At 72.8% G+C, this 21,326-nt stretch carries 17 protein-coding genes; 8 read left to right on the top strand and 9 right to left on the bottom strand.

Features of this window, described 5'->3' with window-relative positions; genetic code table 11:
* Positions 1 to 13 precede the first annotated feature (13 nt).
* A complete protein-coding gene (locus ACLU3S_RS19110) occupies positions 14 to 1,465 on the bottom strand; it encodes a hydrolase (protein WP_413953108.1) in 1,452 nt (483 codons plus the stop codon).
* 216 nt (positions 1,466 to 1,681) lie between these two features.
* Between ACLU3S_RS19110 and ACLU3S_RS19105 the strand changes: the two genes are divergently transcribed.
* Positions 1,682 to 1,945 carry a GlsB/YeaQ/YmgE family stress response membrane protein gene (locus ACLU3S_RS19105; protein ID WP_413953118.1) on the top strand — a complete coding sequence of 88 codons (264 nt, stop codon included), beginning with the start codon at positions 1,682 to 1,684 and terminating at the stop codon, positions 1,943 to 1,945.
* A gap of 13 nt (positions 1,946 to 1,958) precedes the next feature.
* Here the strand turns inward: ACLU3S_RS19105 and ACLU3S_RS19100 are convergent, their stop codons facing one another.
* The 3 genes from ACLU3S_RS19100 to ACLU3S_RS19090 form a co-directional block, all read right to left on the bottom strand.
* Positions 1,959 to 2,735 (bottom strand): GNAT family N-acetyltransferase, encoded by a 777-nt coding sequence (locus ACLU3S_RS19100; RefSeq protein WP_413953107.1) that lies wholly within the window; start codon positions 2,733 to 2,735, stop codon positions 1,959 to 1,961.
* Between the two features lie 74 nt (positions 2,736 to 2,809).
* Positions 2,810 to 3,664 carry a GNAT family N-acetyltransferase gene (locus ACLU3S_RS19095; RefSeq protein WP_413953106.1) on the bottom strand — a complete coding sequence of 285 codons (855 nt, stop codon included), beginning with the start codon at positions 3,662 to 3,664 and terminating at the stop codon, positions 2,810 to 2,812.
* Positions 3,665 to 4,024: 360 nt separating this feature from the next.
* Positions 4,025 to 4,666 carry a chaplin gene (locus ACLU3S_RS19090; RefSeq protein ID WP_413953105.1) on the bottom strand — a complete coding sequence of 214 codons (642 nt, stop codon included), beginning with the start codon at positions 4,664 to 4,666 and terminating at the stop codon, positions 4,025 to 4,027.
* A 281-nt stretch (positions 4,667 to 4,947) separates the two neighbouring features.
* On the opposite strand from ACLU3S_RS19090, the gene ACLU3S_RS19085 reads away from it, so the two are divergent.
* Both ACLU3S_RS19085 and ACLU3S_RS19080 read left to right on the top strand, forming a co-directional pair.
* Entirely contained in the window at positions 4,948 to 6,552 is a 1,605-nt protein-coding gene (locus ACLU3S_RS19085; RefSeq protein WP_413953104.1) for an alpha/beta hydrolase, read from the top strand.
* A gap of 43 nt (positions 6,553 to 6,595) precedes the next feature.
* A complete protein-coding gene (locus ACLU3S_RS19080) occupies positions 6,596 to 7,126 on the top strand; it encodes a DUF4232 domain-containing protein (protein ID WP_413953103.1) in 531 nt (176 codons plus the stop codon).
* Here ACLU3S_RS19080 and asnB read toward each other — a convergent pair.
* Complete coding sequence (gene asnB / locus ACLU3S_RS19075; protein WP_413953102.1) at positions 7,113 to 8,954, bottom strand: asparagine synthase (glutamine-hydrolyzing); 1,842 nt, start codon at positions 8,952 to 8,954, stop codon at positions 7,113 to 7,115. The two genes, ACLU3S_RS19080 and asnB, sit on opposite strands and share 14 nt — an antisense overlap.
* Before the next feature lie 286 nt (positions 8,955 to 9,240).
* Positions 9,241 to 10,020 (bottom strand): alpha/beta fold hydrolase, encoded by a 780-nt coding sequence (locus ACLU3S_RS19070; RefSeq protein ID WP_413953101.1) that lies wholly within the window; start codon positions 10,018 to 10,020, stop codon positions 9,241 to 9,243.
* Positions 10,021 to 10,177: 157 nt separating this feature from the next.
* Between ACLU3S_RS19070 and ACLU3S_RS19065 the strand changes: the two genes are divergently transcribed.
* Together ACLU3S_RS19065 and ACLU3S_RS19060 are read left to right on the top strand one after the other, a co-directional pair.
* Positions 10,178 to 11,272, top strand: coding sequence for a chemotaxis protein (locus ACLU3S_RS19065; RefSeq protein ID WP_413953100.1), 1,095 nt, complete (start codon positions 10,178 to 10,180; stop codon positions 11,270 to 11,272).
* 95 nt (positions 11,273 to 11,367) lie between these two features.
* Positions 11,368 to 12,393, top strand: coding sequence for a Gfo/Idh/MocA family protein (locus tag ACLU3S_RS19060; protein ID WP_413953099.1), 1,026 nt, complete (start codon positions 11,368 to 11,370; stop codon positions 12,391 to 12,393).
* A 169-nt stretch (positions 12,394 to 12,562) separates the two neighbouring features.
* Here ACLU3S_RS19060 and ACLU3S_RS19055 read toward each other — a convergent pair whose 3' ends face one another.
* A complete protein-coding gene (locus tag ACLU3S_RS19055; RefSeq protein WP_413953098.1) occupies positions 12,563 to 12,976 on the bottom strand; it encodes an SsgA family sporulation/cell division regulator in 414 nt (137 codons plus the stop codon).
* 348 nt (positions 12,977 to 13,324) lie between these two features.
* On the opposite strand from ACLU3S_RS19055, the gene ACLU3S_RS19050 reads away from it, so the two are divergent.
* Positions 13,325 to 14,764, top strand: coding sequence for a PP2C family protein-serine/threonine phosphatase (locus ACLU3S_RS19050; protein ID WP_413953097.1), 1,440 nt, complete (start codon positions 13,325 to 13,327; stop codon positions 14,762 to 14,764).
* A 50-nt stretch (positions 14,765 to 14,814) separates the two neighbouring features.
* Here ACLU3S_RS19050 and ACLU3S_RS19045 read toward each other — a convergent pair whose 3' ends face one another.
* Positions 14,815 to 16,308, bottom strand: a complete 1,494-nt coding sequence (locus ACLU3S_RS19045) for a hypothetical protein (protein ID WP_413953096.1) — start codon at positions 16,306 to 16,308, stop codon at positions 14,815 to 14,817.
* Between the two features lie 302 nt (positions 16,309 to 16,610).
* On the opposite strand from ACLU3S_RS19045, the gene ACLU3S_RS19040 reads away from it, so the two are divergent.
* Positions 16,611 to 17,756: an aminoglycoside phosphotransferase family protein gene (locus ACLU3S_RS19040; RefSeq protein ID WP_413953095.1), complete on the top strand. Its 1,146-nt coding sequence runs from the start codon at positions 16,611 to 16,613 to the stop codon at positions 17,754 to 17,756.
* 267 nt (positions 17,757 to 18,023) lie between these two features.
* Positions 18,024 to 19,994, top strand: a complete 1,971-nt coding sequence (locus ACLU3S_RS19035; RefSeq protein ID WP_413953094.1) for an N-acetylmuramoyl-L-alanine amidase — start codon at positions 18,024 to 18,026, stop codon at positions 19,992 to 19,994.
* A gap of 14 nt (positions 19,995 to 20,008) precedes the next feature.
* On the opposite strand, the gene ACLU3S_RS19030 is transcribed toward ACLU3S_RS19035, so the two are convergent.
* On the bottom strand, positions 20,009 to 20,506 hold the full coding sequence (locus ACLU3S_RS19030; RefSeq protein ID WP_070026621.1) for a hypothetical protein: 498 nt from the start codon (positions 20,504 to 20,506) through the stop codon (positions 20,009 to 20,011).
* Between the last annotated feature and the right edge of the window lie 820 nt (positions 20,507 to 21,326).

Here is a 21,326-nt window from a genome sequence, read left to right as displayed (position 1 = left end):
GCGGCCGAGCGCGTCAGCCGACGTCGAGCGCCGTGTCGTCCACGACGAACGACGTCTGGTACTTGGAGCCCTCGGTGCCGGTGAACTTCAGGGTGACGGTCCGCCCGGCGTAGCCGCTGAGGTCGAAGCCGCGCTGGGTGTAACCCGAGGCGGCGTCGAGGTTCGAGTACGTCGCCAGGGTGCCCAGAACCGTGCCGGAGCCGTTCAGGACCTGGACCTTGAGGGTGTCGTAGGCCACGCTGGTCGTGGTCTCGGCCGTGTCGATGTGCAGGTAGAAGCTGAACCTGGCGGTCGAGCAGCCTGACGGGACGGTCACCGCCTGGGAGAGCGTGTCGGTGGTGGCGGTGCCGTAGCCGTCGAGCCAGGCGTAGTACGAGCCGGAGCGGGGCGACTCGCCGCCGGCGTCGGTGATGACGCCGCTCGTCGCGCTCCAGGCGGCGGTGCCGGACTCGAAGCCGCTGTTGCCGAGCAGTTGGGCGGCGGTGCAGGTGCCGCCGCCCCCACCGCCGCCGCTGCCGGTGCCCGCCCCGGCCAGCCAGGCGGTGGCGTTGAGGGCGAGGGCCGCGTTGGTGGCGCCGGAGTCGTTCCAGCCGTCGTAGAGGGTGTTGCCGGACTGGCCGGTGCCGTCGTCGATCGGGGAGCTGTCGCCCCAGAACGCCACGCGGCCGCTGCCGAAGGTGCTGGTGAGGAAGAAGGCGCCGGTGTTGCCGGAGTACCCGCTGCGATAGACCAGGCCCTTGACGGAGGAGTTGTCGGCGGGCTTGAGGGTGGCGGTGGTGCCGTCGGCGATCAGGCTCTTGGTGACGGTGCCGAAGGAGCCGTGCAGCACCGGGTCGGTGCTGTCGCCGATCGCCGCCGGATAGCCGGAGCTGACGTCCAGCGAGTCGATGGAGAAGCCGAACGGGTCGGTGGAGTCGACACTGTTGTTGGTCATGAGGTCGTTGAGGATCTCGACCGCGTCGTAGCCGTCGTTGTTCCGGTCGGCTCCTGTGTGGTCGGAGATCATGAACAGCCCGCCGCCGTTCTTCACGAAGTTCATGATCGCCGTCTTCTCGGCGGTGCTGAACTTGGTGTTGGGTTCCGGCAGCACCAGGGTGTCGAAGTTCGACAGGTCGAGCGAGGACGAGCCGCCGTAGCCGAGGCTGGAGCCCGACGGCAGCGTCTTCAGGCTGTAGCCGCCGGTCTTCTGGAGGGCCACGCCCCAGGAGGAGAGGGCGCCCGTCCAGTCCGTCTCGGCGGACGGGGAGGAGTCCTGGCCGAGCGGGTCGGGCTGGCTGGTGGAGATGATCCAGTCGGCGTTGCCGGCCGTCTCGGCATGGGCGTTGTCGAACAGGATGCGGTGCGTGGTCGCGGCGCGGGCGGGGGCGGCGCCGGTGCCGACCTGGACGGCGGCCCCGGTGAGGAGCAGGCCGAAACCGGCGAGAGCGGTGGTGAGTCTGCGGCGGGATCTCCTGGATCCGAGCATCCGGCGAACCTCCATGTGGGGTGGGGAGAGGCGGTGCGGGCGCCAACTCTGCGCGCGTAGAACGGGCTTGGGGGCTCTCCGCGCGTCAAACGGTTGAAAGGTACATGGCATCAAGGCCGGTGAACAGAAAGTCCCGGCAATAACCGGGAGCGGAGTGCATGCGCCGCCAGCGGGCAGATTCCTCCTCAGCGGGGTAAGCCACGGAGAGGCGTGAACATGGAGATCTCGGGCATCATCAGTGCCATTGTCATCGGGCTCGTCATCGGGGTGCTGGGCCGCCTGGTCGTCCCCGGGCGGCAGCACATCGGCATCCTGTGGACCATCGTCGTCGGCATCGTGGCCGCGCTGCTCGGCTCGGCGATCGCCGCCGGGTTCGGGGTCGCGAACACCAAGGGGCCCGACTGGATCGAGTGGTTCATCCAGATCGCCCTGGCGGCCGTGGGGGTGGCCGCGCTGGACCGGGCGCGGGTCCGGCGCTGACCGGGCGTGGCCCTCAAGCCCCGTAGAGGTAGGGGGTGGTGGTGGTCAGCGCGCGGAAGCCGAGGCGCTGCAGGATCGGGCGGCTCATGGGTGAGGCGTCGACCTGGAGGTGCCTGTGGCCACGGGCGGCGGCGACGCGGGCCCGGTGGGCGACCAGAGCCCGGTACAGGCCCCGGCCCCGCCAGGCCTCGACGGTGCCGCCGCCCCACAGGCCGGCGAACCGGGTGCCGGGCACCAGCTCCATCCGGGCCGCGCTGACGGGTTCCTCGCCGGCCAGCGCGACGACGGCGACGACCGTGCCGGGATCGGCCCGAAGACGGGCCAGCAGGCGGTGCCGCAGCCCGGTGCCGTCGGTGCCGAACGCCTTCTCGTGCACGGCCACCACCATCTCGACGCCGGCCCGGTCGGTGGCCTGCACCAGCCGAATGCCCTCGGGCGGCTCCGCGTCCAGGGCGAGCCGGGCGATCTCGCCGATCATGAGCGTCTCCGCCGGCTCCGGCCGGAACCCGGCGGCGGTGAGCCGGGCGCCGAGGTCCACCGGCAGGTCGTGGCCGTAGAGCTTCCACTCGAAGGCACGGCCGAGGCCGGTGAAGTACACGATCTGCTCGCGGATCGCGCGGTCCGCGCCGGCCGCGTCCAGGTGGGACCACACGATGCCGTTCCAGCCCTGCGCGTCCGCGACCTGACGCACCACCCCGCCGGCCCGCTCGATCCGAGCCCCGGGGCCGTCGGGGCGGGCGCCCTCGCGCATCTCGCGGTCGTAGCGGGCGAGCAGCGTCGTATCGTCCATGGGCGCAACAGGATCACAGGGGCCGCAGCGAGGCAACGCAATTGGCCTCCGCCCCGCTTCCGGCCCCGCGTCGGTCAGCCCAGTTCGAGCGTGGCGACCCCGAACACGCGCTCCCGGGCGTGCGCGCGCACCGGGCCCGTGTACATGCGGGCGGTCTCGAACGAGGGGCGCAGGCCCGCCGCCTCGGCGAGCGCGATGCCGGCCGCGTTCGGCTCGGGCACGTCGACGGCGACCTCGCGGCCGGCGGATTCGGCCGTGAGCGCGGCGAACAGGGCCCGGGCGTCCTCGGCGGTGTCCGCGAAGAGCGGGCCGATGCGCAGGGTGTCATGGCCGGGGCGGAGCACGCCGTAGCCGGTGAGACGGCCGCCCTCGTGGCGGACGAAGGCGCGATGGCCGGGGCCGGAGAGCCACTCGGCGAGAAAGCGCGGGCGGTCGGCCGGGCAGCAGGCGCCGTCGTACGCGGTGATCGCGGCCAGGTCGGCGGGTGCGGCCGGGCGGGTGCCGACGGGCCTCCGGCTCTCCCGGACGGTGCCGGTGAACCGGATCGTGCGGTGGGCGAACCGGAAACCCGACTGGCGGTAGTTGTCCTGCTGGGCGACGACGCCGTCCAGGCCGACGGTGCGGTTGCCCGCGTGGGCCAGGGCGGTCTTCCAGGTGGTGAGGCCGTGCCCGAGGCCGCGCAGGTCCGGACGGACCAGGTAGCAGCCGAGGAAGGCGTAGTCGGGGCCGTAGTTCACCACGGAGATCGCCGACACCGGCTCCCCGTCGATGCGGCCGAGGAAGAACCCTTCGGGATCCTGGGCGAAGAACGCGGGCCCGTCGGACAGCCCGGGGTTCCAGCCCTCCGCCGCGGCCCACCCGCTGATCACCGGCCAGTCGGCGAGGCCGGCCTGCGTGACGACGAGGTCGTGGGGGGAGGGAGAAGTCATCGGTGCGCTCCGGTTGCGTCGGGTGCTGACTGGCGATCAGCATCCTTGCGGATCAACCGCGGCGGCACCATGGGGGGATCGGCCGTTGCGCGCCGCACGAGTGGCCGACGGCAACAGGGCGCTCCGGAAGGGGAGTTCGGCCCGGCTCCGTTGCGGAGTCCGGTCCGTCGGCATCCGGTGGAGTCGTTGCGCGGGGTGGCGCCACCCGTGGCCGAGGGCGGCGCGGCACGGCGGAAGGCGGCACAGCGGAGGGCGGCGCGGCACGGCGGAGCCGTGAGCGGCCGGCTCGCCGGTCGGTTCGGTGACCGCATCCGACCCCACCGGGCCGGCGTCCGGTGGGGTCTCCCGGCTGCCGCGGGTTCAGTGGCTCCGGCCGGGACGGAAGCGGCGGTACAGGGCCGCGCCCGTGACGATGAACGCCGCGCTGCCGGCCAGGGCGGGGGCCGTCAGGTCCGCGCCGGTGTGCGCCAGCGTGGCCGCCACCGGTGCGGGCTCCGGGGCACGCGGGTGGGACGCGGGGGCCGGGGTGCGCGGCTGCGTCGGCTCGCTCGGGCCGTTCACGGACGTGTTGTCGTGGGCCGGGTTACCCACGCCGATGACGTTCACGCTGTTGCCGCTCACGTTCACCGGGACGTGCACCGGGAGCTGGATGTCGTTGCCGGAGAGCACCCCGGGCGAGTCCTTGGCGCCCCCGTGGGCCGCGGCCCCGCCGGACGCGGCCGACGTGCCCGTGCCCGTGTCCGCGCCGCCGCCGTTCGCGCACGCGTTGCCCGAGGCCGGGTTGAGCAGCCCCACGACGTCCACGGTGTTGCCGCACACGTTCACCGGGACGTGCACCGGGAGCTGGACAGCGTTGCCGGAGATCAGCCCGGGCGAGCCGACCGCGGCGCCGTCCGCGGTGGCGCCGTCGGCCGCGAACGCCGCGGACACCGGCAGCGCCACGGCCACCGCGCCGGAGGCGGCGACGGCGGCGATCACACCGTTTCGGGTAGCCCGTCTCATAGGATCCTGCCTTCCAGACTTGGTCGCGGGCACTCACCCGCACCTCGTAAAACGCAGGCGCACCATCCGAGTTATGGCTTATCGGCCTTTCACCCCATCGAGTGGCACGGTTATCGAACCGCGGGCAAAGCCGCCGAATGATCATGAACGGGGACGCACGGGGCGCACGCTACGGCACCGGGTGCCGTCCCGCTCGTCGGGAGGCGGGCCGTCCGGGGCCCGCTTATGGTGATCGGGAGGGCGCCGACCCGCCCGGCTGCGGGCGCCCCGGGAGGCGATCGATGCTGGCCATGCTGTCCACACGGCCCGCCGTGCGGCGCTGCGCGGGTGCCGGAGTCCTCGCCCTGGCCCTGCTCGGATCGACGCTGCCCGCGACCGCGTCGGCGGCCGGTCAACCCGCCCTGTCCCGCTTCTACCGGCAGAAGGTGACCTGGGCGGCCTGCACCGGCGCGGACATGCCGAAGGACCTCGAGTGCGGGAGGGTGACGGTCCCCCTCGACTACGCCCACCCCGATGCGGACACCCTCGACATCGCCCTGGCGCGCTACCGCGCCACCGGGACGTCACAGGGCTCGGTGCTCCTGAACTTCGGCGGCCCCGGCGGTGCGGGCATCAGTGAACTGGCCAGCGACGGCAGGCAGTTCATGGACCTGACCAACGGCTACGACGTGGTCAGCTTCGACCCGCGGGGCGTCGGCCGCTCCTCCCCCGTCAGCTGCGGCGGGGACGGTGACCCGCTCTCGGCCCTGAGCGGCGAGCACGCCGACATCAGTCATCCGCGGCCGCTGCTGGAGCAGTTGCGGCAGACCGCCGACGAGTGCGCGCGGCGCTCCGGCTCGGTGCTGCCCCACATCGGCACCGTGAACGCCGCACGCGACCTGGACGTCATCCGCCAGGCGCTCGGCGACAAGAAGCTCAACTACCTGGGGTTCTCGTACGGAACGCGGCTCGGCGCGGTGTACGCGGCCCAGTTCCCGGACAAGGTCGGCCGGCTGGCCCTGGACGGCGTGGACACCCTCACCGAGCCGCTGTCCGAGCAGGGCATCGCGGGCGCGGAGGGGCAGCAGACCGCGCTGGACGACTTCCTGGACTGGTGTACGACGGACATCGCCTGCCCGTTCGGTCACGACCGGCGCATGGCCGACGGCGAGGTGCTCCGGCTCGTGCGCTCGCTCGACCGGAACCCGCTGCCCACGGACCTCGGCGGGGCGCTGTCCGGCCAGGACCTGGTGGGGGCCATGGGGCAGGGCCTCTACAGCAAGGAGCTGTGGCCGTCGCTGGAGCGGGCGCTCGCCTCGCTGACGGAGGACGGCGACACCCGGAGCGTGCTGAGCTTCGCCACCGGCAGCAACGGCCTGCCCCGCGCGCGGCACCCGAAGAACGGCGGCCTGGTCGATCCGCAGGACGTGCCGGCGGACAACCTGCCGGCCGCACTGATGGCGATCAACTGCGCGGACGACCCCGACCGGCCCGACGCGGCGCGGATCGCGAGGGACCTGGACGACCTGCGGGCCGCCTACGACCGGGCCTCCCCGGTGTTCGGCCGCTACCGCCTCACCCAGCTGCTGATGTGCTACGGGCGCCCGAAGGGCACGACCTTCATCCGCGACCGGGTGAAGAACGTCGACACGCCGCGCATGCTCCTCGTGGGCACGCGAGGCGACCCGGCGACGCCGTACCGGTGGACCGAGGAGACCGCCAGGCGGCTCGGCTCCTCCGCGGTGGTCCTCGACAACAAGGGCGACGGCCACACCGGGTACGGCTCCTCCAAGTGCGTGCACCGCAAGGTAAACGACTTCCTGCTGTACGGCTCCCTCCCCGCGAACGGCAGTTCCTGCCCTGCCGACGGGAAGAACTGGAGCACCACCACCGACCCCGCCGACTGAGGCCGCCGGATCCCGTACATGACCGTGACAGGGGGTAACCACCATGCGCATCCGCGCCGCCATCGCCGTACCCGCCGCCGTCGCCGCCGCGGCGGCCCTGATGCTCACCGCGCCGCCGGGCGAGGCGGCCACCGCTCATCACCCGCCCGCCCGCTGCCCGGCGCAGTCCCTGGCACTGCGGGCGAAGGCCGTCGCCGGTGAGCCGACGGTGCTGCGCGTCAGCGTCACCAACCTCGGCGGCAGCGCCTGCGCCGTCGACCGCGTGCCCACGGTGACCTTCGAGAACCTGGACGGAACCGCGCTGCCGCTGCCGGCGGGCGGCAGCGGCACCCTCCGGCTCGCCGCGGGCGGCACGGCGTACGCCGACGTCCGGACCATCCGCGACCCGGCGGACCCCGAGGCCCGCCGGGTGGGCGCGATCGGCGTCGCCGCGTCGTCCTCGCAGTGGGGCCGCTCCTTCACCGCCGCGACGCTGGGCACCGGGACCCGCGTGCTGGTGTGGGAGCCGGTGACGACGTGGTGGCAGCCCTCGACGGCGGCCGCCGACCGGGCCGTCGGGCTCAGCCGAGGGTGAGCTCCGGCGAGTAGAGGTCCAGCCATGCCGCGAGGTCCAGGATGCGCTCCAGGCCGCGCCGGGCGGCCTGGGTGCTGACCGGTGCCTCGCGTTCGGCGGCCTGCCGGATCCGGTCGCGGTCCACCAGGCCGAAGACGGGGTGCGAGGGCCGGGCGAGCAGCTCCTTGGCCTGGTCCTGCAGGGCGCGGGCGTACCGCGGGTCCTGCGTGGACGGGTACGGGCTCTTGACCCGGTCGTACACGGAGCGCGGCAGCACGTCCGCGGTCGCCTCGCGCAGCAGGCTCTTCTCCCGGCCGTCGAAGGACTTCAGGGCCCACGGGGCGTTGTACACGTACTCGACCAGCCGGTGGTCGCAGAACGGCACCCGCACCTCCAGGCCGACGGCCATGCTCATCCGGTCCTTGCGGTCGAGCAGGGCGCGGACGAAGCGGGTCAGGTGCATGTGGCTGATCTGCCGCATGCGGTACTCGAAGTCGCTCTCGCCGTCCAGGCGGTCCACGGCGGCGACGGCGGTGCGGTAGCCGTCGGCGACGTAGCCGTCCAGGTCGAGGGTCTTGGCGAGGTCGGCGCGCAGCACGACGGCGTCCTCGCCGAAGTGGCGCCCCATGGTCGCGAGCCACGGGAAGGTGTCGGCGCGGCGCGCCTCCTCGTCGAAGAACTGCAGGTAACCGCCGAAGACCTCGTCGGCGGACTCGCCGGACAGGGCCACCGTGGACTTCTGCCGGATCGCGCGGAAGAGGAGCAGCAGCGAGCTGTCCATGTCGCCGAAGCCGGCCGGCAGGTCGCGAGCCCGGATCACCTGCTCGCGCACGGAGGGCTCGGCGAGGGACTGCGCGTCGAGCACGATGTCCTGGTGGTCGGTGCCGGCGAGCCGGGCCACTTCGTGCACGAACGGGCTGTCGGGGGTACCGCGCAGCTCGTCGGCGACGAAGTTGTCGGTCCGGCCGACGAAGTCGACGGCGAAGCTGCGCACCTTCTCGCCGTGCTCGGCCAGTTGCCGGGCGGCGAGCGCGGTCATGGCGGAGGAGTCGAGGCCGCCGGAGAGCAGGGTGCAGCGCGGCACGTCGGCGACCAGCTGGCGGCGCACGATGTCCTCCAGGAGGGAGCGCACGGTGGCGACGGTGGTGTCGCGGTCGTCCGGGTGCGGCCGGGTCTCCAGGCGCCAGTACACCCGGGTGGACAGGCCGGAGCGGTCGACGGTGACGACCGTGCCCGGCTCCACCTCGCGCATGCCGTCCCAGACGGCGTGCCCGGGGGTCTTGATCATGACGAACAACTCGCGCAGCCCGTCCAGGGTGACGCGGCGGCGGGCCAGCGGATGGGCGAGGACCGCCTTGGGTTCGGAGCCGAACAGGACGCCGTCGGGGGTCGGGGAGTAGTAGAACGGCTTGATGCCCATGCGGTCGCGGATCATCACCAGCTTCCCCCGGCGGCCGTCCCACACGGCGAACGCGTACATGCCGTTGAGCCGTTCGGCGACGGCGTCATCCCATTCGAGGTAGCCGTGCAGCACGACCTCGGTGTCGGAGTCGGTGGTGAACCGGTGGCCGCGGCCCTCCAGTTCCCGGCGCAGCTCGGTGAAGTTGTAGGCCTCCCCGGAGTAGACCAGGGCGACGGCTCCCTCGGGGGTCCGGACGGACATCGGCTGGCGGCCGCCCGGCAGGTCGATGATGGCGAGCCGGCGGTGGCCCAGGGCGGCGGGCCCCTCGGCCCAGGTGCCGCGGTCGTCCGGGCCCCGGCAGGCCATGGTCTCGGTCATCGCATCCAGCGTGGTGGCCTCGGTGGTCAGGTCACGGTCGAAGGAGACCCATCCGGTGATGCCGCACATGCGCTACCTCCTGCTCCGGCCGGCCGCCGGCCCGTCGCTCGGCTGCCGCTCCGGGGTGGTCGGGGGCCGACCGGCGAACCATTTGCATCGGACACCTATCTGACGAGTCTGACGAGCGTCCGTCAGGCACTCGGTGCCGGTCAACGCGGCGGCACCGCGGCCGGCGCTCCCGCCACCATGGTTTCGGCCGCGTTTTGCCTCCGCGAAATCAAGACTGCGCTTTACGCCCGGGCCGAGGGTGCCAGGAACCGGCCACAGGCAAAAACTTCCCCAAGGACGGTGCTCGTTACAGCTTCGCAGTCAGAAACCAGTCCAGCACCTCGGTCAGTTCGGCCGGCTTCTCCACGGGCAGTTCATGGCCGGCGTCCAGGATGCGGACGATCGCGTTCGGATAGGCCCTGGCCATCCGGAGCATCTGCCGCACCGGCAACTGGATGTCGTGGTAGCCGTGCACCATCAGGGTGGGCGTGCGGATCGCGCCGACGCGGTCGAGGACGTCGAAGGCCCGCATGGCGCCGTACAGCGTCATGACGACCTCGCGCGGGGTGCCGGCCGCGGCGCGGATGTGCGCGCGGACCTCCTCGCGTGGGTACCCGGGCGCGAACGCGCGCTTCATGTTGGCGGCGACGAACAGCTTGAACGGCACCAGGGTGGAGGCCGCCATGAGCAGGCCCCGGCCGCGGCTGTACGTCATCCGGCCGATGGAGCCCACCAGCACCATGCCCGCCACGCGGTCCGGATGGGCGAGGGCGATGGTCTGCGCGATCATTCCGCCCATGGAGTGGCCGATCAGCACGAACCGCTCGGCCTCGAGATGGTCGAGCAGCGCGAGCACGTCCTCGGCCAGTTCCGCGATCCGGCGCACCCCGGCCCCGGTGCTGTCCCCGTGCCCGCGCAGGTCCAGCCGGATCACCCGGCGCCCTTGCGAGAAGTGCGCCATCTGGTGGTCCCAGCGGTGCCGGTCGGCGGTCCAGCCGTGGATGAACACCAGGGGGACGCCCGCCGCGTCGCGGGGGCCCTCGTCGTCGTACGTCAGGGCCGCTCCGTCGACTTCGAGCTGCGGCATGGGGGCCTCCTGGGGTGCGCTGCGGTCCGGTTACCGACGAGTACGGTAGCTGCCTGCAGGGTCCCGCGTCATCGGCCCGGCCAAGGAATCCAAGGGAGTTCAGGACGCCCGGATCACCCCGAATGCCGTACACGGGAATCGGTCCTACGGTGTTCTCATGGAGCACGCACTGAGTCCCGCAACCCTTGCCGAACTGCGGCGCCCGCGGCCCTATCCGGCGGTGTCCGTGCTGACCCCGACGCACCGCCGCGGATCCGAGAGCGGCCAGGATCCGGTCCGGCTGCGCAATGTGGTGGCCGAGGCCAGGAGGCGTCTGGAGACCGACCCGGCCGTGACCCGTGAGCGGCGCGCGGAGGTCGCCGCCGAACTCGACCGCGCGCTGGCCGAGGTGGACCTGGCCCACGCCGAGGACGGTCTGGTGATCTTCGCCGCCCCGGGCGAGCACCAGGTCTGGTCGCTGGCCCGCGCCGTCCCCGAGCGCGTGGTGCTCTCCGACACCTTCCTCACCCGCAACCTGGTCGCCGCACAGGCCGCCGAGCGGCCCTTCTGGGTCATGTCCGTCTCCGCGGACCGCGTCACCCTGTGGAGCGGCGGCGTGGACCGCGTCGTCGAGGACCACTCCGGGGGCTTCCCGCTGGTCCGCAGCCGGCAGAACTTCGACGCCGAGCGGCAGGAACGCATCGGGGACCTGCCGAGCACCTTCCGCGACGAGGGCACCCGGCAGTTCCTGCGCGAGGCGGACACCGCGATGAGCACGGTCCTGCGCGAGCAGCCCCGACCGCTCTACGTCACCGGCGAGCGCGCGGCGCTCTCGCTCCTGGACGAGGTCGGCAGTGTCGCCAAGGCGGCCGTGCACGTGCGGCACGGCGGGCTCGCCCACTCCGGGCCCGACACGGTGTGGCAGGCCATCCGGCCGGTCCTCGAGGCCGAGGAGACGAGGGACACCTCCTCCGTGGTCCGGGAGCTGACCTCCGCGCGCGGGCACCGGACCTTCGCGGCCGGGCTGGACGAGCTGTGGCAGAGCGCCCGGGAGGGACGGGTGCGACTGCTCGCCGTGGAGGAGAGCTACCGGGCGACCGTCCGCGACCTCGGCGAGCACCTGGTGCCGGCCGATCCCGGCGACCTGGACGCCCGCGACGACATCGTGGACGAGATCGTGGAGCAGTGCCTGGAGACCGGCGCCGAGGTCCGCTTCGTGCCCGACGGCACGCTGGGCGAGGAGGACGGGATCGCCGGGGTGCTGCGCTTCTGAGTGCCGGTCGCGGCACCGCACGGCCGAGGCCCCGGGGAAAGCGCTCTCTCGTCGGCGTACGCTACAGCGTGATCGTCGGCGAGAGGAGTGCGCGCATGACCGAGCTGCTGGGTGTGGCGGTACTGGGGGCCGGGCACATGGGGGCCGACCACATACGTCGCCTCGACCGGGTGATCAGCGGCGCCAGGGTCGCGGCCGTGGCCGACCCCGACGCCGAGCGGGCGAAGGAGGCCGCGGCCGGCCTCGCCGGTGTCACCGTGCACGCGGAGCCCGAGGCCGCCCTCGACGCGCCCGGGGTGTCGGCCGTGCTGATCGCCTCTCCCGGTCCCGCGCACGAGGAGGCGCTGCTCGCCGCGTTCGCCCGGGGGTTGCCGGTGCTGTGCGAGAAGCCCATGGTGCCGGACTCCGCCGGCGCGCTGCGGATCGTCCAGGCCGAGGTACGACTCGGCCGCCGGCTGGCGCAGATCGGCTTCATGCGCCGCTACGACGCCGAGTACCGGCGACTGAAGGCCCTGCTGGACGAGGGGAGCCTCGGCCGGCCGCTGATGCTGCACTGCACCCACCGCAACGTCTCCTCGCCGCCCGGCTTCACCAGCGCCATGCTCGTCAACAGCTCGGTCTCGCACGAGATCGACGCGGCCCGCTGGCTGCTCGGGCAGGAACTGACGGCGGTGACCGTACTGCGCCCGGTGCCCTCGACGGGCGCCCCCGAGGGCCTGGCCGATCCGCAGTTCGTGCTCTTCGAGACCGAGCGCGGCGCCCTGGTGGACGTCGAGGTCTTCGTCAACTGCGGCTTCGGCTACCAGGTGCGCTGCGAGGCCGTGTGCGAGGCGGGCAGTGCGCGGATCGGCGACGAGCACACCATGGTGGTCACCACCCGGGGCGGCGCCCGCGAGGAGGTGGCGCAGGACTACCTCGTGCGCTTCGCCGACGCCTACGACCGCGAGGTCCAGGCCTGGGTCGACGCCACCCGGCGGGGCGAGGTGACCGGCCCGAGCGTCTGGGACGGGTACGCGGCCTCCGTGGTGGCCGAGGCGGGGGTCCGGGCGCTGGAGCACGGCGGGCGGGTGGCCGTCGACCTCGCGCCGCGCCCGGAGCTGTACGCCGAGGTCGGCCGCTGACGCGTTCACGTCGCACGGAAGCCGGCGGTCAAGTCGGCCGATCACGTCGGGCGGGTCACGCCCGCGGGTCACATCAGCAGGTCACGTCGGCAGGCCACGTCGGCGGTCGCCGCGAGGCCGTACCGGCCTGCCCGTGCGCGACGGCGTGGAAGAAGGACGCCGGCCGCTGCTACACCCCGCCGAACAGTGCGCTCAGGCCCCGCTCCACCACGCCCGCCACGTCCTCCTGGCCGGGCGCCACCAGCTCGTGGGTGCGCAGCAGGAACCGGCGCAGCGTGGAGGCGGGGAACTGGAGCAGGGCCAGGCCGTGCGGCGAGTGGAACTCCAGGACGGTGCGGGTGGAGCCACAGGGCCAGATCCGCACGTCCCCGCGGCCGGCCGGGGTGCACAGCCCCTGGTCGAGCAGCGAGCGCGCGAAGGTCCAGGTGACCTCCGCGCCCTCCAGCGCGACCTCGGCCGGGAAGTCCACGTGGACGGCGAGCGGGTCGTCCGCGGTGTAGCGCAGGGTGGCCGACACCGGGATCTCCTCGTCCTCCGCGGTGATGAGCCGGGCGTGGGCGGGCTGTTCCACACTGTTGTCCATGCCTTAATGGAGTCCGCGCAGGCATGGCGCATGGCGCCAAATCCGGTCAGAGTTCGATGCATACGGGCCGATCGAGGGCGCATGGAACACACGAGCGTCGAACAAGGGATTGAGCACGGCACCGAGACGGGTGCGGCGGGTCAACTCACGTAAGCGCTCTACGACTTGACGCATCGAACGCGTACGTCATCCGTACCCCCGGATCACCCGGGAAAGACTCTGGCATATGCCGGAAGCACCACCGTATCGTGTGTTGCCAAATCCCTTACGAGGCGTCGCGGGCTGTGCAACAGTCGTAACCGGTCCCCCCGTCCTCCTTGGCCGTACCGTCCCCCTTCGGAGTGCGACATGCCGTCCCCAGTCTCCGCGGACCGCTCATCCGCCCAGCCACCCGGGCGCGGCTCGGTAGAGGCGCTGATATCGCAGGCGCGGCGGCTCAAGGGCGACGTGGACGCCGTACGGCGGGACACCCGGAGCGACAGTGCGGACCCGGAGAAACGCTGGCAGCGCGCCCTGTACGACCTCGCCCTGCACCAACTGGACGACCTGGACGCCCACTTGGCCCAGCTGCGGGACGGCCCGGCCCCCGCGCCGCCCACCCGGGCCGACCCGGCCGAGCCGCTCGGCGTCCGGCCGGCCCCGGCGGGCGCCCCGCGCGGATCGCTGCTCAGCCGCGTGGGCAGCGCGGAGTGGAACCTGCTGACCGACGAGGCGATCTGGTCCGGGGAGCTGTACCAGATCCTCGGCCTCGACCCGGGCGCGCCCGCCCTCACCCTGGACGAACTGCCCTCCCTGGTCCTGGAGGAGGACCGGCCGAAGCTGACCTCGATGGTCACGGACTGCCTGGTCGACGCCAGGCCGATCGACGGCGAATTCCGTGTCGTGCGGCCCGACACCTCCGTGCGGACCGTGCACATCATGGGCGAGCCGGTGCTCGGCGCCGACGGCAGCACCACCTCGATGTGGGCCGTGCTGCGGGACGTCAGCGAACTGCGCCGGCACCGGCTCACGGTGCGCGAGACCCGTGACTCGCTGCAGCACCACCGCCGGCGGGAGCAGGCCGAGCACCGGATCGCCGCCGAGTTGCAGGAGGCCGTGCTGCCGCCCTGGCGGGGCACCCTGCGGCTCCCGCACCAGGGGCCGCGGACCCTGGACCTCGCCGCCCACCGGCTGCCCTCCGCCGGCGGCACGCCGATCGGCGGGAAGTGGTACGACGCGCTGGAGCTGTCCGACGGCGAGACCCTGCTCAGCGTCGGCGACCTCACCGGACACGGGGTGGCCGTCGCCTCGGGCATGGCGACACTGCTCGGTGCCGTACGCGGCATGGCGATGGCCGGCACACTGCCCGGCCAACTGCTCACCATGCTCAACCAGTTACTCGACACCACCGTGCAGCCCGCGCTCGGCGGCGCCGTCTGCTGCCGCTACCGGCCCGAGACCCGCACCCTGGTCTGGGCGCAGGCGGGACACCCCGCCCCGCTGCTGTACCGCGGTGGGACGGGGTGCGTGCTGAGCGCGCCGGACGGCGCCCTGCTCGGCGCCACCTCGGGCGCCGTCTACGAGCAGACCGACGCGACCCTCGAACCGGGCGATGTGCTCCTGCTGCACACCGAGGGGCTCGTGCCCGGGCACGCCGGGACGGCGGCCGTGGACCGACTGCTCGGGCTCGCCCCGCGGTTCCGCACCGCGCGCACCGCGCAGGACTGCGTGCGGACGGTCGTCGAAGGGTTCGGCGACACCGGGCGCGAGGACGACGCGTGCGTGCTCGTCGCCAGGATCACCGACTGAGCTGACCCACCCGGAAGCGCGCTGCTCCGGGAACGCGGCGCACAGGCCCCCTATGCCTGTGCGCTGTCGTCGCTCCTGGGCCTCGGCTTGGGCAGGGCGAGCCGGATCTCCTCCCGCAGTTCGTGGATCTTCGGGTACTCGGCGTACTCCGCGGTGAGCCGGTACATCTCCCGCAGCCGGTCCCAGGTCCGCCGGGAGGAGTTCGAACCCATCGACATCAGGGCCAGCCGCGCGTAGCGGTCGGCCTGTTCCGGGTCGTCGGCGATGAAGCAGGCCGAGGCCATGGAGAGATGGTCGAAGATCTTCGACCGCTCCCGGCCGTCGACGCGCAGCGCCAGGGCCTTCTCCGCGTAGTACTGGGCGTGCACGGCCGCGCTCGGGTCGAACTCCGCCAGCGTGCGGTAGGCCAGCGCCTGCATGCCGTACAGGTCCTCGTCCTTGAAGGTCTGCATCCAGTCCAGCGGTTCGGACTCGCCCCGCTCGGAGACGAACATGTCCTCCGCCTGCCCGAGCGTGCGGCGCATCGCCTGGCCCTTGCCCATCGACGCCTGCGCCCAGGCCTCGATGGTGTGGAACATCGCCTTCGTCCGCGGCTGGAGGCGGTCTCCGGAGCCGGACTGGGCGAGCTTCATCAGGTCCAGCGCGTCGTCGGGCCGGCCCAGGTGCACCATCTGGCGGGCCGCCCGGGACAGCGCCTCGCCGGCGCGCGGCCGGTCACCGCCCTCACGGGCGGCGTGGGCGGCGATGACGAAGTACTTCTGTGCCGTGGGCTCCAGGCCGACGTCGTGCGACATCCAGCCCGCGAGGACGGCGAGGTTGGCGGCGACGCCCCACAGGCGCCGCTGGAGATGGGGAGGGTGGTGGTAGGCGAGCATGCCGCCCACCTCGTTGAGCTGGCCCACGACCGCCTTGCGCTGAAGCCCGCCGCCGCGGGCCGCGTCCCAGGCGCGGAACACCCCGACCGAGCGCTCCAGTTCCTCGATCTCCTGCGACCCGATGGGAGCGGCCTCGTAGCGGTCGAACCCAGCGGGGTCGGCGTGCAGGGGATCGTGGAGGACGGGGGCGTCGGCCTTCAGGGCCGGGTCGGTGTGCAACCAGTCGTGCATGGCGCTGCTGAGTGTGGATCCCGCGGCGAGCGCGGCACCCGCGCCCACCAAGCCGCGTCGGTTGAGCATGAGGTCCATTCCCGTGAATTCGGTGAGGACCGCGGCGGTCCGCTCGGGCGCCCACGGCACTCCGTCGGGATGTTCCTCGATCCCGTCGCCCGGCCGTTTCCCCGTACGCCCGTGCCGCACCAGACCGAGGTCCTCGATGGTTACGACACGGCCGAGACGCTCGGTGAACAGGGCCGCCAGCACCCGCGGCACGGGATCGCGCGGGATCTCTCCCATGTCGATCCACCGCCGCACCCGGGAAGTGTCGGTCGACAACTGGGGGTGGCCCATGGCCGCCGCCTGTTTGTTGACCAGCCTCGCGAGTTCGCCCTTCGACCAGCCGGCCAGGCCGAACAGGTCCGCAAGGCGGGTGTTGGGTTGTCCGCTCACGTCAAGCCCCCAGGTACTCGGCTGAGTTGACAGTAGCCCTGCGGAGGTTGCCGGGCGACTATTCGCCACGGTTCGCCAGGGTCCGCCAGATGGTGTGCCACTGGGCGACGGGTGTCAGGTAGGAGTGCGCCACCCCGACCCGGTTCGCTTCCTGGCGATTCCGGGTGCACCGTCTCCAGGTGTGCACGGTGTCTCCAGGTCCTGCGGCCGCATTCCCCAGGGTGCGGCCGGGCGGCCGGGCCGGGTTGGGCGCAAGGACTACAGGCAGGCACCGCAGGCACACGAAGGGATCTGTATCTCCCATGTACGCAGCATCGTCCTCCGTGTCCGCCCCGCCCCGGCCGCTGCGCTCCCGCCCGGCGGGCGGTGGGCCGTACCTCGATCCGGCGGCGCGTCCGGGCGGTCCCGTGCTGGGCGCGGGCCGGCCGCGGCGGGCCCCGGGGCAGCCCGGCTCCCAACCGCTCAGCGGAAGACTCGACTTGTCCGGCCCCCAGGGCGCACAGCTGCGCACCGCGATCGCCTCGGTGCACCGCATCTGTCCGGAGTTCGCCCCGGTCCAGGTGCTGCGGCGCAGCGGACGATCCGTCCTGCTCGTCGGGACGACCGGACGCAGCACGGCCGTCGCCAAGTGTCTGCTGGACCACTCCCCCGCCTGGGCCGAGCGGAGCAGGCACGAAATAGCCGCATACCGCGCGTTCGTCCGGCACCGGCCCCCGGTCCGGGCGCCCCGGCTGATCGCGGCGGACCCGGACAACTGCACCTTGGTGATCGAGCGCATGCCCGGCCGGGTGGCGGCGCTCCAGCGGCATCCGATGGAGGCGCCACCGCGCACCGACATCCGGGCCGCCCTGGGCGCGGTCTGCCGGGTGAACGCCTGGCGGCCGCCGGCGGGACTGTTCGACATGCCGCTGGACTACGGCGCCCGGATCTCCCGCTATCACGAGCTGGGCCTGCTCACTGACCGCGACCTCGGGGACCTGCAGAAGCTGCTGCACGGCATCGCCCACGAGGTGGGCCGCCACGGCATGCTGCAGTTCTGCCACGGGGACGCCCTGCTGTCGAACATCCTGCTCTCACCGGCCGGTCCAGTGCTGGTGGACTGGGAGCACGCGGGGTGGTACCTGCCGGGGTACGACCTGGCGACGCTGTGGCTGGTGCTCGGGGACGCGCCGGTGGCCCGGCGGCAGATCAGCCAGATCGCCCAGTCGGCGGGCCCGGTCTCCCGGGACGCCTTCCTGGTGAACCTGATGCTCCTGCTGACCCGCGAGATCCGGACGTACGAGACGGCGGTCCAGCGTTCGATGCACGACCCGGCCCCGGCGGCAGCGAGCGCGGCTCCCCCGGGTGCCGCGACGTCCGGCGAGGAACAACGGCTGCTGCTCAGGCGGTTGCACGACGACTGCCAGATGGCCCGCAAGGCCGTCCGCGCGGCGGTCGGCACTCGCTGACGGGGACGAAGGTCCGCGGTGCGCCCGGAGTGGCGGCGCACCGCGGACCTTCGTGTGTCCACGGCGGCACGACCGGGGCGACCACTGGTATATGCCAGTGACGCATCGCAGGCCCGGCCACCGCCGCCGCGAAACTCGCCGGAACCCTCCGTGACGTGGGAAATCACCGCTCTGACGGCATCATTGACGGATCGTCGACAAGCCGGTACCACTGACCCAGCTCGGCGCCGCACGCCCCGCCGAGCCCGCCCGTCACAGGAGGCCGCAGTGCCAGGTCCCGCCACCGACCCCACGTCCACACCCGGCAACAGACATCTGCGGCGCGCCGCCGCACCGCTCGCCTGCGCGGCCCTGATGCTGCCGCTGCTCGGCGCCGCCCCCGCGCAGAGCGCCCCGGACTCCTCCGCGAGCACGCTGCAGCGCGCGTTCGCCTCCGCGGCGAGCGAGTACCACGTACCGCAGAGCGTCCTGCTGGCCGTCTCCTACCTCCAGTCCCGCTGGGACTGGCACGCCGGCGCGCCCAGCGTGAGCGGCGGCTACGGCCCCATGCACCTCACCGACGCCCGGACCGCGATCGCCGCGTCCGAGCACCTCGCCCAGGGCACCGAGGACGCCCGCGGCGACAGCGCCCGCGCCGCGCTGCACCCCGACGTCAAGGTGCCGGCCGAGTCCGCGCTGCCGGCCCGCCTGAAGACGCTGCCGCGGGCCGCGGAGCTGACCGGCATCCCGGCCGCGCGGCTGCGCACCGACCCGGCGGCGAACGTGTCCGGCGGAGCCGCCCTGCTCGCCGCCACACAGAAGCGGCTGGGCGAGCCGCTGAGCACCGACCCGGCCGACTGGTACGCCGCGGTGGCCCGCTTCTCCGGCGCCGACGACAGCGCGACGGCGGCGGCGTACGCGAACGACGTGTACGACGTGCTGCGCACCGGCGAGAAGCGCACCACGGACGACGGCCAGCTGGTCGCCCTGGACGCCCGGCCCGGCGTGTCCCCGGACACCTCCCAGCTGCGGCGGGCCGGCCTGGGCTCGCTACCCGCGGACGGCGTCGAATGCCCGAAGTCGGTGTCCTGCGAGGCGATCTGGGCGCCCTACGCCCAGTTCGGCAACGGCGACTACGGCAACCACGACCTCGGCGACCGCCCGGCGTCGCAGGCCATCAAGTACATCGTCATCCACGACACGGAGGGCGCCTGGGACGGGGTGCTGAACCTCATCCAGGACCCGACCTATGTGTCGTGGAACTACACCATCCGCTCCACCGACGGTCTGATCGCCCAGCACGTCAAGGCGAAGGACGTGGCCTGGCACGCGGGCAACTGGGACATCAACGCCCGGTCGATCGGCATCGAGCACGAGGGCTTCCTCACCGATCCGGACGCCTGGTACACCGAGGCGATGTACCGCTCCTCGGCGCGGCTCGTGAAGTACCTTGCGAAGAAGTACGACATCCCGCTGGACCGGCAGCACCTCCTGGGCCACGACAACGTGCCCGGCCCGACCGCTTCCACCGTCCCCGGCATGCACACCGACCCGGGGCCGTACTGGGACTGGCGCCACTACTTCCAGCTGCTGGGCCACCCCTTCAAGCGCACGGCGGGCAAGAAGGGCGGACTGGTGACGGTCCTGCCGGACTACTCGGCCAACCAGCCGACGTACACGGGCTGCGCCGCGTCGGGCCAGCCCTGCGCCGCGCACGGCTCCAGCGAGGTGCGGCTGTACTCGGACCACGACACGAACGCGCCGCTGATCAAGGACGTCGGCCTGGGCAAGGACCCGACCATCGACGTCAACGACCTGTCCTCGCGGGTGTCCACCGGCCAGCAGTACGCGGTCGCGGACCACTGGGGCGACTGGACGGCCATCTGGTACCTGGGGCAGAAGGCCTGGTTCCAGAACCCGCACAGGCACCCGACGGCGGTACCGGCGAAGGGCCTGGTGGTGACCCCGAAGGACGGCCTCGACAGCATCCCGGTGTACGGCCGTGCCTACCCGGAGAAGGAGGCCTATCCGGCGGGCGTCCCCGTCCAGTCGGTGGTGCCGCTGCCGTACCGGATCCCGGCCGGGCAGAAGTACGTGGTCGGTGACGAGGTGCCGGGCGAGTACTACTACGCGGTCACCTTCACCACCGACTCGCACCGGGTCGTGGTCGGCAAGGACCTGTACTACGAGATCCAGTACGGCCACCGGGTCGAGTTCGTCCGCGCGGCGGACGTGACCGTTCAGGGCTCGGCCGGTTAGCCGGGACGGGTGCCTCAGCCCTGCTGGAAAAGCTCCGCCGGGAGCGGCTTCAGCAGGGCGTACAGGTCGTCGGTGATGGGGCGGTCCCAGGCGGCGATGGTCACGAGGACGCCGTCGCTGCGGTCGAACTGCACGCAGGAGATCCGGCTCTCGGAGAGCTTCAGGCGCCGCACGATGAGGAGGTTGTCGCCCTGGAGGACGGGGGTGTCCTCGGTGCCGACGACCGTGACCTCCTCGTCGTTCTCCAGCGCCAGGAGCAGCTGGCCGACCTCGAAGGGGATCTCTCCCTCGGCGACCTCGCGGGCCGGGGAGCCCTCCGGCAGATTGCCGATGATCATCGCGGGGCCGCGGCCGCCGAACAGGTCGTACCGCAGGAAGACGCCCTGGCAGGTGCCGTCAGGGGCGGGCAGCAGGCCCGCGCCGAGGTTGCCCGGCCAGTCGCCCGGGTCCATGGCCAGCACGTCGAAGTCGGGTCCCGCAGGGGTGGCGCTGCGGCGGCGGAGGAACGACATGCGGCCATGGTACGTGCCCGGGCCCCGGTGAGTGACCTGCGGGCGCCCGGTGGGGCGGCGGCCGTTCCGCCACAGCGGTCGAACGCCGACATTCCCCGCCCGATCGTAGCGGTGCCGCGTCCCTCCGTACTGCTGGGGGTGGCTGCCGGGGGTGGCTGTCCGACCTTCGGCGGGTGATCGCCGTACCGTCTGCGCAGCTCCAGGTACCGCTCCAGGTTGGTGTGGGAGCCGGCCCACGCGTATTGGAAGCCGCTGGGGTACAGGGAGGTGTCGCCTCGGGTGTGCGTGGTGGCGAACAGGGACGGTGACACGCACCGGACCTGGCGCGCGTCCCACGCGGCCTTGTACTCGGCAGGCGTGGCGATACAGTCGTCCGGGGCGACGGCCGCGCGACCGCGGGCGTCCGCGAAGACACCGGACGCGCCCGCCAGGACGAGGAGACAGGCCGCGAGGACGACCGACACCCCCGCGTGCCGTCCCACACGCCGCTGCACCCGGCTCATCGGACCCCCACGGGCTTGTCCGGCCGGTCGGCTCGCCGAGCGGCTGCGATGCCTGTGGGGCACTGGAACGACTTGTTGTCCAGGCTCGCGCTCAGCCTGCAGCGGGGGCCGAGCACAGTACCGTTCGCGCCACGGAAGGCGAGCTCCCAGGTGGTGCCCGTGGAGCGGAGGTCCGCGTATCCGAAGATGCCCTGGCCTCCCGCGGGACTCAGGCCGGGCTGTTCCGCGGGCGCGGCTACTGCTGTGGTGGCGCGGGTGGGACCACCGCGATCGGGCTCGCCGCGTGCAGCAGTACGGCCTGGGTGACCGTGCCCAGC

It is taken from the genome of Streptomyces sp. AF1A, from assembly GCF_047340315.1.
In the GTDB taxonomy this organism is placed as follows: domain Bacteria; phylum Actinomycetota; class Actinomycetes; order Streptomycetales; family Streptomycetaceae; genus Streptomyces.
Note: the sequence above shows the minus strand (reverse complement) of the source record. Positions and strands in the feature narration are given on the sequence as shown.